Here is a 14421-nt window from a genome sequence, read left to right as displayed (position 1 = left end):
GTGCCTCCGTCGGGTGGGCGTGGTGCGGTTGGCCGGTATCGGGCGGCCGGCGTCAGGGGCAGGAGCCGTCGGCGAGGACGTAGTGGCCTGCGGGGGACTCCTTGAGGGTGTGGGTCACGAAGGTGTTGTAGAGCCCCAGGAGCTGGCCGGAGCCCTTCGCGTACACCTGGCCGCCGGCGGTGGTGGCCCGGCCGGCGCGCACGTGCTCGTAGTTGTTCGCCGTCCAGCAGGCGGCGGGCTCGGCGGGCGGGTCCACGGGCGGCTCGGGGGCGGTGGTGCCGTCCAGACCGAAGAACCGGACGATCCAGTGGCTGGAGCAGATCGAGTCGATGAAGTGCCGGGTCCCGGTCGCACCGCACTGCTCGGCGCCGCTGCCCGGATCGACCGGGGTGCCGTGCCCGATGCCGGGCACCCGGTCGACCTCCACGACGCTTCGGCCGTCCGCCGCCAGATACTCGCTCCACCGGGTGTCGTCGGGGCCGATCGTGGAGGTACGGTCCGGGGTCCGGCCGAGCCCGTGCACCGCGGTCCACTGGTCCCGCAGCTCGTCGGCGTTCCTCGGGGCGACGGTCGTGTCCTGGTCTCCGTGCCAGATCGCCACCCGGGGCCAGGGGCCCGCGAAACCGGGGTGCGCGTCCCGGACGGCCTGCGCCCACGCCGCCGGGGTGCGGTCCACACCGGGGCTCATGCAGCCGAACGCCGAGACGACGTCGGTCCCGCAGCCGTACGGGATGCCGGCGACGACCGCGCCCGCGGCGAAGACGTCCGGGTAGGCGGCCAGCATGGCGGAGGTCATCGCCCCGCCCGCCGAGAGACCGGTGATCTGGACCCGGCCGGTGTCCACGCCGTAGGCGGTCGCGGCGTGCGCGACCATCTGCCGGATCGACGCGGCCTCGCCCCCGCCCCGCCGGGTGTCGCCCGGCTGGAACCAGTTGAAGCACGTGCTGGCGTTGTTGGCGGTGGTCGTCTCGGCGTACACGACCAGGAAACCGTGGCGGTCGGCGAAGGTGTTCAGACCGGCGTTGTCGGAGTAGACCTGCGCGCTCTGGGTGCACCCGTGCAGGGCGACGACCACGGGCGCGTTCGCCGGAAGCGCCGCGGGCCGGTACACGTACATGGTCAGGCCGCCGGGGTTGGCCCCGAACGAGGTGACCCGCTCCAGGGCGGCGGACGCCCGCTCCCCGGCGGCCACGGGGCCGGCCGGCGCCGCCCCGGCGAGTCCCGGTCCGGTGAGCGCTGCCCCGGTGGCCAGGGCGACGGCGACGGCGAACCGCCGGACGGTACGCCGCCACCGCCCGCCGCGCTCCGCCCCGGGCGGCGGGGCGCCGGGCGGAGCCTTGAGCGGAGCCGGATGCGACGGCATGACGTGCGGCATGGTGACCTCCCGTGGGACGGTGCACGGGATCGCCCGTGATCCCGTGGCCCCGGCCGGGGCCCGCCGTGCGGCGGCGGGTGCGGCCGGGGTGCGGTCACCGTAGGGAGCGGGCGGGAGGCCGGGTAATGGCGATGCCCTCCACAACCGGCCCGGGAGCCGGGGTCCACGACCTGTTGCCGTGAGCCCGCCCGGCTGCTACGGGTGCGAGGCGCGGGCCTCCCCGCCCGACGCCTCACCGGCTTTTACCGCCCGCGCCTCCCCGCCCGACGCCTCGTCGGTCTTCCCCGCCCGCGCCCCCGCCCGACGCCTCACCGGTCTTTCCCGCCCGCGCCTCCCCGCCGACGCCTCACCGCTCCTCCCGCCCGCCGCGCCCGCCGATCAGGGCACGGGGGCGCTCCGGGGCGCCACTGCCAGGCAGGGCGCCACGGTCACCTCCGCCCCGGTCGCGGCCCGTACCTGATCGACCGTCACCCCGGCCGCCACCTCATGCAGCAGGAAGCCGCCGGGGGTGACGTCGAGCACCGCGAGATCGGTGATGATCCGGTGCACGACGCCCCGGCCGGTCAGCGGCAGGGCACACTCCGCGAGGAGCTTGGGGGAGCCGTCGCGTGCCGTGTGCTCCGTCAGCACGATGACGTGCCGGGCCCCGTGGACGAGGTCCATGGCACCGCCCATCCCCTTGACCATCGCGCCGGGGACCACCCAGTTCGCCAGGTCGCCGGAGGCGGACACCTGCATCGCCCCCAGGACCGCCACGTCGACGTGCCCGCCCCGGATCATCGCGAAGGAGAGCGCGGAGTCGACACAGGACGCCCCGGGCAGCAGGGTCACCGTCTCCTTGCCCGCGTTGATCAGATCCGCCCTGACCTCGGACGCGACGGGGTAGGGGCCGACGCCGAGAATGCCGTTCTCCGACTGGAACACCACCTCGACGCCGTCCGGCAGATGACCGGGGATGAGCGTCGGCAGGCCGATGCCGAGATTGACGTAGGAGCCGTCGGGCAGGTCCCGCGCGGCACGGGCGGCCATCTGGGTACGCGTCAGCGGCATCTCAGCCGGTCCCTTCGTGAACGGTGGGGGAGGGAGGAGCGGGGCGAACGGTCAGGCGTTCGACGCGTTTCTCGGCGCGCGGGTCGTCCCTGCCGACGGGAACAACCCGCTGGACGAAGATCCCGGGCAGATGGACGTCGTCGGGGGCGAGCTCGCCCGGCTCGACGAGTTCCTCGACCTCCGCCACGGTGATGCGTCCTGCCATCGCGGCGAGCGGGTTGAAGTTGCGGGCGGAGGAGTCGAAGCGGAGGTTCCCGTGCCGATCGCCCACGGCGGCGCGCACCAGCGCGAAATCGGTCGTGATGCCCTCCTCCAGCAGATGTTCACGCCCGCCGAAGACCCGGGTCTCCCTGGGCGGCGACGCGACCGCGACGGAGCCGTCCGCGCCGTGCCGCCAGGCCAGACCGCCCTCGGCGATCACCGTGCCCGCTCCGGCCGGCGTGTAGAACGCCGGGATGCCCGCCCCGCCCGCCCGCAGCCGTTCCGCCAGGGTGCCCTGGGGGACGAGCTCCACCTCCAGCTCACCCTGGAGGTACTGGCGCGCGAACTCCTTGTTCTCCCCGACGTACGAGCTGGTCATCCGCGCGATCAGCCCCGCACGCAGCAGGAGCCCCAGGCCCCAGTCGTCCACCCCGCAGTTGTTGGACACCACCCGGAGGCCACCGGCTCCCCGCTCCAGCAGAGCGTGGATCAGCACGCCGGGTATGCCGCACAGTCCGAACCCGCCCACGGCCAGCGACGCCCCGCGTCCCACGTCCGCGACCGCGTCCGCCGCGTCGGCGACCACCTTGTCCCTGCTCATCCGTACACCTCTCGCCGCATCGACTGCGCATGAGACTAGGAATCCGGGACGCCCCCGGGCGATGGCGGACGGCCACACATCGCGGCCCGCCCGGATGGTGGCGGCACCGGTCCGGCCCCGCTGCGACGCCGAGCTTTCCGGGGAAGCGGGCTCCGGCCGGTACACGCCGGGGTAGGGTCCGCGCATGGCCAAGGTGACCGTCAGTCTGGATGCCGAGCTCGTCGTCGAAGCGATGGTCCTCGCCGGGGTGGGGAACCCGCAGGACGCCGTGGAACTCGTGGTGCGCGACTACATCGCGCGCGGCCACCGCACCGAGGCTCTCGTCGCGGAGCGGGAGGGCACGGGTCGCGAGGCGGAGATCAAACCCGAGGCGCAGCAGGGCTGACCGCCGTTCGGACCGGCCTACGGCAAGGGAGGAGCCTCCCGGGAGACCGCCTCACCGTCCCCCGACTGCACCGGCCCGGCGTCCTCCAGTTGCACCGGCCTACCGTCCTCCGGCTGCTCCGGCCGCACCGGCTCACCGTCCTCCAGCTCCACCGGACCGCTGCCCGACGCCAGAGCCCCCAGCGCCGCCCGTACCCGGCCGCCGAGCGGGCCCAGCAGGTAGTCGTCCAGGTCGGCGGGGGCCACCAGCCGCCAGGACAGCAGCTCCTCCTCCTGAAGCCGGATCGCTGCCAGCCGGTCGGCGGAGAGCACCCCGCCGTCGTACACGTACGCCACGATCGGCGGCCGGCCCGTGCCCCGTACCCAGTCCACGGCGAGCAGCCGTCCCGGGGCCACATCGAGCCCGATCTCCTCGGCCGCCTCGCGGCGGGCGCCCTGCCGGGGACCTTCGCCCGTCTCCGACTCGATGGTCCCGCCGGGCAGCCCGGCCGGCGTAGTCGGCATCGGGAGTCGTCACGGCCGACAGCGTACTGGCCCGGGCCCGGACCGCCCGGCCGTGGACGGCCATGGGCAGATCAGGGGTTGTGCGGATAGGGTCGGGTCGGCGCGACTGCCTGTTCGAAAGCAAAGGGATGCAAGGTGACGGACGGAGCAGATGTGGAGACCGCCCGCGTGCTCGTGGCGGCCGACAAGTTCAAGGGCTCGCTCACGGCCGTTCAGGTCGCGGAGCGGGTGACGGCCGGGCTGCGGCGCGTCGTTCCCGGCCTGGCGGTGGAGACCCTGCCGGTCGCGGACGGCGGTGACGGTACGGTCGCGGCGGCGCTCGCCGCCGGATTCGAGCGCCGCGAGGCGCGGGTGACCGGCCCGCTCGGGGACCCGGTGACGGCGGCGTACGCGCTGCGCGGGGACACCGCCGTGGTGGAGATGGCCGAGGCCTCGGGCCTCCAGCACCTGCCCGACGGGGTGTTCGCCCCGCTCACGGCCACCACGTACGGCTCGGGCGAGCTGCTGCGGGCCGCCCTGGAGGACGGGGCCACGACGATCGTCTTCGGGGTCGGCGGCAGCGCCACGACCGACGGCGGCGCGGGCATGCTCGCCGCCCTCGGGGCCCGCTTCCTGGATGCCGACGGCAAGCCCGTCGGTCCCGGCGGCGGGGGACTGGCCGCACTGGCGGAGGCCGACTTGTCCGGACTCGCCCCGCGCCTGGCGAAAGTCGACCTGATCCTGGCCAGCGACGTGGACAACCCGCTGACCGGACCCAAGGGGGCGCCCGAGGTCTACGGGCGGCAGAAGGGCGCGAGCGACCAGGACATCGCGGTCCTCGACGCGGCCCTCACGCACTACGCCTCGATCCTCGGCCCCGACACGGCGGCGCTGCCCGGCGCGGGAGCGGCCGGAGGCATCGGCTACGGGGCGCTCGTCGCCCTCGGCGCCCGCTTCCGCCCCGGCATCGAGGTCATGCTCGACGTCCTCGGCTTCGCCCCCGCGCTCGCCCGCGCCACACTGGTGATCACGGGCGAGGGCTCGCTCGACGAGCAGACCCTCCACGGCAAGGCCCCGGCCGGGGTCGCCGCCGCCGCCCGCGCGGCCGGGACCGAGGTGGTCGCGGTCTGCGGCCGTCTCGCCCTGACCCCGGAGGCCCTGCGGGAAGCGGGCATCCGCCGCGCCTACGCCCTGGCCGATCTGGAACCGGACCCGGCGGTCTCGATGGCGCAGGCCGGTCCGCTGCTGGAGCGGGCGGCGGAGTCGATCGCCCGGGACTTCCTGGCGGGCTGACACCCGCACGACCGGGGGAGAGGCGGGGCGGGGGCGGGCGACGACGCCCTGCCCCCGCCCCGCGTCCGTGCCGAGACTGGGCTTCGTCCTCGTGCGGCCGCGGAGTTTCGCCCGGCCCGTGGGGGCCGTGGACCTTGGCCGGGCGTGTGGCGGTCGTGGACCCTGGCCGGGCTTGCGGCGGACCCGGACGGCGGCCCGGCCTGTGGCGATTGTGGACTCAGGCCGGGCTTGCGGCAGCCTCGGACGCCGACCCCGGCCTCTGGCGGACCCGGGCCGGGTCTGTGGCGGTCGTGGTCCCTGGGGGGGCTTGCGGCGGTCCCGGACGGCGGCCCGGCCTGTGGCGATTGTGGACCTTGGCCGGGCGTGTGGCGGGCGTGGACCCTGGCCGGGCTTGCGGCAGCCTCGGACGCCGACCCCGGCCTGTGGCCGGGTCCCGGTCCGGCCCGCGGCAGCCGAAAGCCCCGGTCCGGCCCGCGGCGGGACCGGACGGTGGCTCGGCCCGCGGCGGCCGAAAGCCCCAGCCCGGCCTGCGGCGACACCGGACGGCGGCACGGCCTGTGGCAGCCGAGAGCCTCGGCCCGGACCGGGACCCGACCCGGGCTGTGGCCGGGTCCCGGCCCGGCCCGCAGCGGCCGAAAGCCCCGGTCCGGCCCGCAGCGGGACCGGACGGTGGCTCGGTCTGTGGCGGCCGAAAGCCCCAGCCCGGCCCGCGGCGGGACCGTACCCCGCGTGCCCCCCGGTCGGCCCCCGGCTCGCGTCCGGCTCCGGTTCCGGCCCGGCCGTTCCTCGTCCGCCGAGCTCGTTCCGTCATGCCCCCGCCCGCACCCTCAGCCTCCACCCCCGCCCCCGGGCCGCGGCGGGGCGGACGACAGGCGCAGCACGTCCAGCGCCAGCACGAGGTCGACCAGTTCGCGCGGCCGGGACAGCGAGCGTGCGGTCAGCCGTTCCAGGCGTCTCAGGCGGTTGAACACCGTGTTGCGGTGGCACCCCAGCCGGGCCGCCGCCCGCCCCACCGAGCCTCCGCATTCCAGGCGTCTCAGGCGGTTGAACACCGTGTTGCGGTGGCACCCCAGCCGGGCCGCCGCCCGCCCCACCGAGCCTCCGCATTCCAGCCACGTCTCCAGCGTCTTCACCAGCAGTGACCGTTCCGCCGGTCCGAGCGTCAGCAGGGGGCCGAACACCTCCGCCAGCAGCCGGGTCGCCAGCTCCGGGCGGCTCACCAGCAGGGCCGCCGGAAGCCGCTCGTCCAGCCGCACGATCTCCCGGCTGCCCGGCTCGCACGTCAGCAGCGCCGTACCCGCCAGCCGGCGCGCGGCGCCCACCTCCGCCAGGGAGCCCACCACCGGGCTCACACCCCCCGGCCCGGCGCCCAGTTCCCTGAGCCGCGCCGCCGCCCCGGCCGGGCCCGCCGGGCCCAGCAGCACCACCGCGACCTGCCGGTCCTCCGCCCGGTCCGTCGCCCCGCCCGAGGAACCCTCCGACCCGCCCCACCACCAGCGCGCCCCGTCCGCGTCCGGGCCCGCGGCCACCGCGGCCTCCGGCGCCGGCGTGCCCAGCACCACCACGGCGTAACACCCCCGCTCCGGCAGCCCGAGGCCGCGCGCCGCACGGGCCACCGAGGCCGGCGTGGCTCCGCCCGCCAGCAGTGGGCCGAGCAGCGCCCCGTACCGCGTTCCACGCCGCATCCGCCGCTCCGTCCCCGCATCCGGGCGCTCCTGACGACCGACGAGGATGCCACCGTCCCCGGCCGCGGGTGCCCGCCCGTCACGGCGTCTGTGCGCGTGCACAACGAGGCCCCTCGTTCGCTGGTCGCCCGCATCGAGTCCGCCCCGCCCCGTGGACGCCCGTCCCGCCCGGTGCTGGTCTGTGGCACCACCCCCACGGACGAGCACGACAGACCAGCACGACACACGACTTGGCGGAAGGAGGAGGACGCATGGCAACGCTGGAGATCCGCGCGCTGTCCGTCGGCTACGGGCCGGTCCGGGCGCTGCGCGACATCTCGGTCGAGGTGCCGGACGGCGGGATCACCGCCGTGCTCGGCGGCAACGGCGCGGGCAAGACCACGCTGCTGCGGGCCGTGTCGCGGACCCTCGGCTTCCACCGCGGGACGGGCACCGGGAGCATCCGGTTCGACGGCCGGCCCCTGGAAGGGCTGCGGCCCGCCCAGGTGGTCGCCGCAGGAGTGGTCCAGGTGCCGGAGGGCCGGCAGGTCTTCGCCCGGATGACGGTGGCCGACAACCTGCGGGCGGGCGCCCTCGGGGCACGCGGCGGGCGCAAGGAGACCGGCGCGGCGCTCGCCCGGGTGCACGAACTGTTCCCGGTGCTCGCCGACCGCGCGCACCAGCGGGCCGGGCTGCTGTCCGGCGGCGAGCAGCAGATGCTGGCCATGGGCCGCGCCCTGATGGCGGGGCCCCGGCTGCTCCTGCTGGACGAACCCTCGCTCGGCCTCGCCCCGCTGATGGCGGCGAGGATCGCCGAGACCGTACAGGAGATCAACGCGGGCGGCACCTCGGTGCTGCTCGTCGAGCAGAACGCGGCGATCGCTCTGCGCCTCGCCTCCACGGCGTACGTCCTCGACGTCGGGGAGGTCGCCCTGTCCGGGGCCGCCGACGAGCTCGCCGCCTCCGACGAGGTGCGCCGCCGCTATCTCGGCGTCGTCGACGAGGACGCGGCTGCGGAAGCCGACCCGGCGGCCCGGCCCCGGCGTACCCTGAGCAGGTGGTCCGCGTGACGACGACCACCGCAACGGCCCCCCGGGGCACCGCCGCGGCCGCCCTGGCCGTCCACGACGTCACCGTCCGCTTCGCCGGGCTCACCGCCCTCGACGCCGTCTCCTTCACCGTCGAACCCGGCAGCGTACACGCCGTCATCGGGCCGAACGGCGCGGGCAAGTCCACCTGCTTCAACGTCCTGTCCGGTGTCTACCGCGCCACCTCCGGGCACGTCCGCCTCGGCGACACCCGGCTCACCGGCCTCCCGCCGCACGCCATCGCGGACCTCGGGGTCGCCCGCACCTTCCAGAACCTGGCGCTGCCCCCGCACGCCACCGTCGCCGACAGCCTCCTCCTCGGCCGCCACCGGCTGACCCGATCCGGGTTCCTCGCCACCGGCCTGCGGCTGCCCTCCGCCGTCCGCGAGGAACGACGCCACCGCGAGAGGGTCCGCGAGATCGCCGAATTCATCGGTCTGGAGAAGGAGTTGGAGCGGCCCGCAGGCTCGCTCCCGTACGGTCAGCAGAAGCTCGTTGAGCTCGGCCGCGCCCTGTGCATGGAGCCCAGGGTCCTGCTGCTGGACGAGCCGATCGCGGGCATGACGGCCGACGAACGCCGGCGGACGGCCGCTGTCGTCGCCGACGTACGCGACAGCCTCGGCATCTCCATCGTGCTGGTCGAGCACGACATGGGGGTGGTCATGCGGCTCGCGGACGCGGTGACCGTACTCGACTTCGGACGCAGGATCGCGGACGGCACCCCCGCCGAGGTCCAGAACGATCCGGCCGTCGTCCAGGCCTACTTGGGAGCACCTCAATGACCACGTTCCTCGAACTCCTCCTCGGCGGCCTGTCGATCGGCTCGGTCTACGCACTCATCGCGCTCGGGTTCGTCGTCATCTTCAAGGCCACCGAGGTCGTCAACTTCGCCCACGCGTCCCTGCTGTTGGCGGGCGGCTACGTCACCGCCGTGTTCCACGACGACATCGGGTTCTGGCCCGCGCTGATCGCCGGGATCGCGGGCGCCGCGACCGTCGGCGCGGCCATCGAGTTCTTCGTGATGCGCCGCTACCGGGGCAGCGACCACAGCGTCCTCGCCATCGTCACCATCGGCGTCGACATCCTCCTCATCACCGAACTCACCCGCCGCATGGGCACGGACGTCCTCGCCCTCGGCGACCCCTGGGGCAACGAGGTCGTGACCATCGGCGGCATCACCCTCGCCCACACCCGCATCGCCGCGTTCCTCGCCGCCGGGCTGCTGATCACGGTGTTCCTCCTCGCCTTCCGGTACACCTCCTGGGGCGTGTCCATGCGGGCCGCCGCCGAGAACCCGCAGACGGCGGCGCTCATGGGCATCAGGCTGGGGCGGGTCTCGCTCGCCGCCTGGGCGGTCGCCGGGGCGCTGGCCGCCGTCGCCGCGCTCTTCCTCACCGTGTTCCCGACCCCGGGCCTGGAGCGCGCCACCTCGCTCGCCGCGCTCAAGGCGTTCCCCGCCGCGATCCTCGGCGGGCTCGACTCCACCACCGGGGCGCTCGCCGGCGGACTGATCGTCGGCGTCACGGAATCGCTCGCCACCGGCTACCAGAGCGATCTCTCCTTCCTCGGCCGGGGCATCGGCGATCTGGCGCCCTACCTGGTGATGGTGGCCGTCCTGCTGATCCGGCCCGCCGGACTCTTCGGTACGAAGGAGCCGGCCCGTGTCTGACACCACCGCCGAAGCCCCCGCCGCCCCCACCGCGACCGCGCCCGTACGCGGCGGAGCGGAGGGCGTCACCGACCGGCTGCGCAGCCCCCGTACGTACGCCGTACTCGTCGGCTCCCTCCTGCTCCTCGTGCTCCCCTTCTACCTGGACCGCTTCTGGCTCCAGGCCGGACTGTTCGCGATGGCGGCGGCGATCGGCGCCATCGGGCTCAACATGCTCACCGGCGCCACCGGACAGCTCTCCATGGGGCACGCGTTCTTCCTCGCCGTCGGCGCGTACGGCTACTGCGTCCTGGCGGGCGAGAGCGGCACCGAGAACGGGCACACGCTGACCGGCCTCGGCCTGCCGACCTGGCTCGCCGCGATCCTCGCGGTGCTGCTCGCCGGGGCGGCGGGCGGGATCTTCAGCCCCATCGCCGGACGGCTGCGGGGCGCCTACCTCGGTATCGCGACCCTCGCCCTGATCTTCATCGGGCAGCACGTCCTATTCAACGCGGGTTCGCTGACCGGCGGTTACAACGGCCGGGCCGTACCGCCGCTGTCCGTCTTCGGGTTCACCTTCGACGACTCCGAACTCGTCGTCGCCGCAGTCCCGTTCGGCTCCTCGGAGAAGCTCTGGTACGCGGGTCTGCTCGCGCTCCTGCTCAGCGCCCTGTTCGCCCGGGGCGTGCTGCGCGGCCGCCCCGGGCGCGCCATGAACGCCATCCGCGACCACCGGATCGCGGCCGGGGTGATGGGTGTGCCGGTGGCCCGCTACCGGGCCGGGGTCTTCGTCCTGTCCTCGATGTACGCGGGCCTCGCGGGCGTGCTGCTCGCCCTGGTCTTCCAGCGGACCGTGCCCGAGTACTTCGGCATGATCCTGTCCCTCGAATACCTCGCCATGATCGTCATCGGCGGTCTCGGAAGCGTCGCGGGAGCCGTGATCGGCGCCGCCTTCGTCTCCCTGCTCCCGCAGGTGTTCACGCACTACAGCGACTCCCTGCCGCTGGTCTCCGCCCCCGGCACGGGCGGTCTGGCACCCGGTGAGGCGTCCCGCTACCTGTACGGCGCCGCGGTGGTCGCGGTGGTCCTGTTCCTGCCCGGCGGCCTCGCCCGCCTCGGCCTCGTCCGCACGAAGAAGCCGTCGGCTACCAGGCAATCAGCGCCTCCGGTGAATCCAGCGGCTCCGAAGAATCCAGGGGAGAAGTCATGAAGCTCAGAGTGCTCACGGCCGTCGTCGCGGCCCTCGCCGTCACCCTCGTCGGATGCAGCGGCAAGGCGACCGACGGAAAGGCTGACGAGGAGGGCGAGGGCGGCATCAAGACGGGCCCCGGGGTCTCCTCCTCGACGATCTCCCTCGGGGTGCTGACCGACATGACCGGGGTCTACGCCTCGCTGGGCAAGAGCGTCACCCAGGCCCAGCAGCTGTGGGTCAAGCAGACCAACGACGCGGGCGGTATCTGCGACCGGAAGATCGAACTGACGGTCCGCGACCACGGATACGACCCGCAGAAGGCGATCGCCGCGTACACCGAGCTGGTGCCGGACGTGGCGGGCTTCGCCCAGTTCATCGGCTCCCCGTTCGTCGCCGCCGTCGAACAGCGCATCGACGGCCAGGACAAGGGCCTGGTGCTGCCGCAGGCCTGGTCGGCGAATCTGCTCGGCTCCCCGTACATCCGGGTCATCGGCGCCACCTACGACGTCGAGACGATCAACCTCGTCGACTATCTCCTCGCCGAGAAGCGCATCGCGAAGGGCGACAAGATCGGTCACGTGTACTTCGAGGGCGACTACGGCGAGAACGCGCTCGTCGGCTCGAAGTACGCGGCGAAGGAGGCCGGACTCACCGTCGTCGAGCAGAAGATCAAGCCGACCGACAACGACATGACGGCCCAGGTCGCCGCCCTGAAGCAGGCCGGGGTCAAGGCCGTGGTCGTCAGCGCCGGCCCCCGTCAGGCGGCCTCGCTCGTCGGCGTCGCCGCGGCCACCGGCTTCGACGTCCCGGTCGTCGGCAACAACTCGGCCTTCGCCCCGCAGCTGTTGAAGACCCAGGCGGGCCCGGCCCTGCTCAAGGACTACTACGTCGCCTCCTCCACGCTGCCCATCGGCGACCCGGGCGACGGCCCCGCCAAGCTCGCCAAGGAGTACGCCGCCCAGTACCCGAAGGACGTCCTCGACAACGGCGTCGTCGCCGGCTACACGGCGGCCTCCCTCTTCGGCGAGGCCCTGTCGCTGGCCTGCGACGACAAGGACCTCACCCGTGAGGGCATCGACAAGGCGGTCCTGAGGATCAAGGGGTACGGGACCGAGTTCGGGGTGACGCACGACTTCTCGGACCCGAAGGCGCCGTCCACCCGGGAGAGCGTCATCATGAAGCCCGACGCCGGTGCCGCCGGCGGGCTGAAGGTGGTCCGGCCGGCCGCGGTCGCCCCGGCGGCCGAGTCCTTCACCATCGGCAACTGAGCCCCGCGCAGCGAGGGGTGACCGGACGGTGACGGGAGGTCCGGCCGGGGCGCCCGGCCGGACCTCCCGGTCGTCCATCGCCGGTAGCTCCGGCTGTGAGAAGTCGCGCGATGGACGCGCCGAGGTCGGTCCGAAGCCTCCGGGTCGCCCTCGGGGACGGACGTCAGCAGCAGCCCTCCGCGCAGCCGCAGCTCCCTCGTGGGGACGCTGGGGGAGCGGGGCGGGTGGTGGACGAGCTGGTGCCCCTTCGGTCTGTCAGGGATGCCGTTCAGCGAAGCACGCGGCACGGCACGGTGTGCGGCAGGCATCCGCGACCGCGGCGGGGCGGCGCAGGCTCGTTCGGACCGCGGCCGCCGCCCGGCCGGACAGCGGGCAAGCCCGCTGTCCGGCCGGGCGGAGCGGTGGGTTCAGGCGAGGGCGACCAGGTCACGGTAGTCCTCGTTCCACAGGTCCTCGTCCGCGTCGGGCAGCAGCAGGACGCGGTCGGGGCGCAGGGCGTCGATGGCGCCCTCGTCGTGGGTGACCATCACGATCGCGCCGGGGTAGGAACCGACGGCGGCCAGGACCTCGGTGCGGGAGGCCGGGTCGAGGTTGTTGGTCGGCTCGTCCAGCAGCAGCACGTTGGCGCCGGAGTGGACCAGCCCGGCCAGCGCGAGGCGGGTCTTCTCCCCGCCCGAGAGCACCCCGGCCGGCTTGTCGGCGTCGTCCCCGGAGAAGAGGAACGCCCCGAGGACCCGCCGTGCCTCACCGTCCGTCAGGTGCGCGGCCGCATCCGCCAGGTTCTGGCGGACCGTACGCCCCGGAGCGAGGGTGTCGTGCTCTTGGGCGAAGTAACCCAGGCGCAGGCCGTGGCCGTGCACCACGCGGCCGGAGTCCGGCTGCTCCTGTCCGGCGAGGAGGCGTAGCAGGGTGGTTTTGCCCGCGCCGTTGAGGCCGAGGATGACCAGGCGGCTGCCCCGGTCCACGGCCAGGTCGACACCGGTCAGGACCTGGTGGCCGTCGTAGGACTTGGCCAGGCTGACGGCGCCGAGCGGCATCCGCCCGCAGGGCGCGGGCTGGGGCAGCCGGATCCTGGCGACCTTTTCGGTGCGCCGGGCCGGTTCCAGTTCGGCCAGCATCCGATCGGCGCGCCGGGCCATGCTCTTGGCCATGACGGCGGTCGCGGAGCGGGCCTTCATCTTGTCGGCCTGCGTGTGCAGGGCGGCGGCCTTGCGCTCGGCGGCTGCCCGCTCACGGGCGCGGCGCCGCTCGTCTGCCGCCCGCTGGGCGAGGTAGGTGCCCCAGCCGGTGTTGTGGACGTCGATCGTGGCGCGGGTGGCGTCCAGGTGGAACACCCGGTTGACGACGTCGGCCAGCAGGGAGGTGTCGTGGCTGATGAGGACCAGGCCGCCGGTGTGGCCTTGGAGGAAGGTGCGCAGCCAGGTGACCGAGTCGGCGTCCAGGTGGTTGGTCGGCTCGTCCAGCAGCAGGGTGCCGTCGTGTCCGGCGAACAGGATGCGGGCCAGTTCGACGCGGCGGCGCTGCCCGCCGGACAGGGTGCCGACCGGCTCGCCGAGAACCCGCTCGGGCAGGCCGAGTCCGGCGGCCATGCGGGCGGCCTCGGCCTCGGCGGCGTAGCCGCCGCCGGCCTGGAAGGCCGCCTCGGCGCGGGCGTAGGTGTTCATCGCCCGCTCCAGTGCGGCCGGGGCTGCGGCGTTGGCCATCGCCGTCTCGGCCGTGCGCAGCCGGTGCAGTGCCCGGTCCAGGCCGCGGGCGGACAGGATCCGGTCCGTGACCGTGACGTCCGGGTCGGCGGCGCGGGAGTCCTGCGCGAGGAAGCCGATCCCACCGGTGCGGGTGATGGTGCCGGCGGCGGGCCCGGTCTGCCCGGTCAGGGTCGTCAGCAGGGTGGTCTTGCCCGCGCCGTTGCGGCCGACGAGGCCGATACGGTCCCCGGGGGAGACGGTGAAGGAGATGTCGGAGAGCAGCAGGCGGGCGCCCGCGCGCAGCTCGACACCGCGAACGGTAATCATGAGAAAACGCTCCGAGAAAGCGAAAGGACACACTTCTGGCGTGGAAGCGGGTCCTTGGCTAGGAAACTCGGGGCGTAGACATGCACCTACCCTAACCGACGGCCCGGGAGCGGCGCATCCACGATCAGGAGCACCGGGACCTTCGCCCGGCTGACCGCCGGA

12 protein-coding genes and 1 pseudogene are annotated in these 14421 nt (G+C 74.3%); 7 read left to right on the top strand and 6 right to left on the bottom strand.

Annotation, left to right across the window (positions count from 1 at the left end):
- Positions 1-52 precede the first annotated feature (52 nt).
- The 3 genes from KME66_RS04105 to KME66_RS04095 all read right to left on the bottom strand — a co-directional run bounded on the left by KME66_RS04105 (position 53) and on the right by KME66_RS04095 (position 3227).
- Positions 53-1375 (bottom strand): PHB depolymerase family esterase, encoded by a 1323-nt coding sequence (locus KME66_RS04105; RefSeq protein WP_216319017.1) that lies wholly within the window; start codon positions 1373-1375, stop codon positions 53-55.
- 378 nt (positions 1376-1753) lie between these two features.
- A complete protein-coding gene (locus KME66_RS04100) occupies positions 1754-2425 on the bottom strand; it encodes a 3-oxoacid CoA-transferase subunit B (protein WP_216319014.1) in 672 nt (223 codons plus the stop codon).
- A 1-nt stretch (position 2426) separates the two neighbouring features.
- Positions 2427-3227, bottom strand: coding sequence for a CoA transferase subunit A (locus tag KME66_RS04095; protein WP_216319011.1), 801 nt, complete (start codon positions 3225-3227; stop codon positions 2427-2429).
- A 184-nt stretch (positions 3228-3411) separates the two neighbouring features.
- Here KME66_RS04095 and KME66_RS04090 point away from each other — a divergent pair, with 184 nt between their 5' ends.
- Entirely contained in the window at positions 3412-3612 is a 201-nt protein-coding gene (locus KME66_RS04090) for a type II toxin-antitoxin system VapB family antitoxin (RefSeq protein WP_073229061.1), read from the top strand.
- Between the two features lie 125 nt (positions 3613-3737).
- Here KME66_RS04090 and KME66_RS34380 read toward each other — a convergent pair.
- Positions 3738-4094 (bottom strand): annotated as a pseudogene (locus KME66_RS34380) (NUDIX domain-containing protein); the annotation flags it as partial.
- A 174-nt stretch (positions 4095-4268) separates the two neighbouring features.
- On the opposite strand from KME66_RS34380, the gene KME66_RS04080 reads away from it, so the two are divergent.
- Positions 4269-5387, top strand: a complete 1119-nt coding sequence (locus tag KME66_RS04080) for a glycerate kinase (RefSeq protein WP_216329076.1) — start codon at positions 4269-4271, stop codon at positions 5385-5387.
- Positions 5388-6214: 827 nt separating this feature from the next.
- Here KME66_RS04080 and KME66_RS04075 read toward each other — a convergent pair.
- Complete coding sequence (locus KME66_RS04075) at positions 6215-7072, bottom strand: CdaR family transcriptional regulator (RefSeq protein ID WP_216319007.1); 858 nt, start codon at positions 7070-7072, stop codon at positions 6215-6217.
- A gap of 251 nt (positions 7073-7323) precedes the next feature.
- On the opposite strand from KME66_RS04075, the gene KME66_RS04070 reads away from it, so the two are divergent.
- From KME66_RS04070 to KME66_RS04050, 5 genes are read left to right on the top strand one after another with little or no spacing between them, the layout of a single operon-like run.
- A complete protein-coding gene (locus tag KME66_RS04070; RefSeq protein ID WP_216319005.1) occupies positions 7324-8121 on the top strand; it encodes an ABC transporter ATP-binding protein in 798 nt (265 codons plus the stop codon).
- Entirely contained in the window at positions 8109-8921 is an 813-nt protein-coding gene (locus KME66_RS04065; RefSeq protein ID WP_216319003.1) for an ABC transporter ATP-binding protein, read from the top strand. The genes KME66_RS04070 and KME66_RS04065 overlap by 13 nt, the downstream gene beginning before the upstream one ends.
- Positions 8918-9808 carry a branched-chain amino acid ABC transporter permease gene (locus KME66_RS04060; protein ID WP_216319000.1) on the top strand — a complete coding sequence of 297 codons (891 nt, stop codon included), beginning with the start codon at positions 8918-8920 and terminating at the stop codon, positions 9806-9808. The genes KME66_RS04065 and KME66_RS04060 overlap by 4 nt, the downstream gene beginning before the upstream one ends.
- Entirely contained in the window at positions 9801-10997 is a 1197-nt protein-coding gene (locus tag KME66_RS04055; RefSeq protein WP_216318997.1) for a branched-chain amino acid ABC transporter permease, read from the top strand. Before KME66_RS04060 ends, KME66_RS04055 begins: the two co-directional genes overlap by 8 nt.
- The gene (locus tag KME66_RS04050) at positions 10994-12247 is read left to right on the top strand and encodes an ABC transporter substrate-binding protein (protein ID WP_216318994.1); all 1254 of its coding nucleotides are present in this window, start codon (positions 10994-10996) and stop codon (positions 12245-12247) included. Before KME66_RS04055 ends, KME66_RS04050 begins: the two co-directional genes overlap by 4 nt.
- Before the next feature lie 407 nt (positions 12248-12654).
- Here KME66_RS04050 and KME66_RS04045 read toward each other — a convergent pair whose 3' ends face one another.
- Complete coding sequence (locus tag KME66_RS04045) at positions 12655-14259, bottom strand: ABC-F family ATP-binding cassette domain-containing protein (protein ID WP_216318992.1); 1605 nt, start codon at positions 14257-14259, stop codon at positions 12655-12657.
- Positions 14260-14421 lie beyond the last annotated feature (162 nt).

Origin of the sequence: Streptomyces sp. YPW6 (genome assembly GCF_018866325.1) — a bacterium.
Classification (GTDB): domain Bacteria; phylum Actinomycetota; class Actinomycetes; order Streptomycetales; family Streptomycetaceae; genus Streptomyces.
The sequence above is the reverse complement of the archived record's forward strand: the minus strand, read 5'-3'. Positions and strand labels throughout refer to the sequence as shown.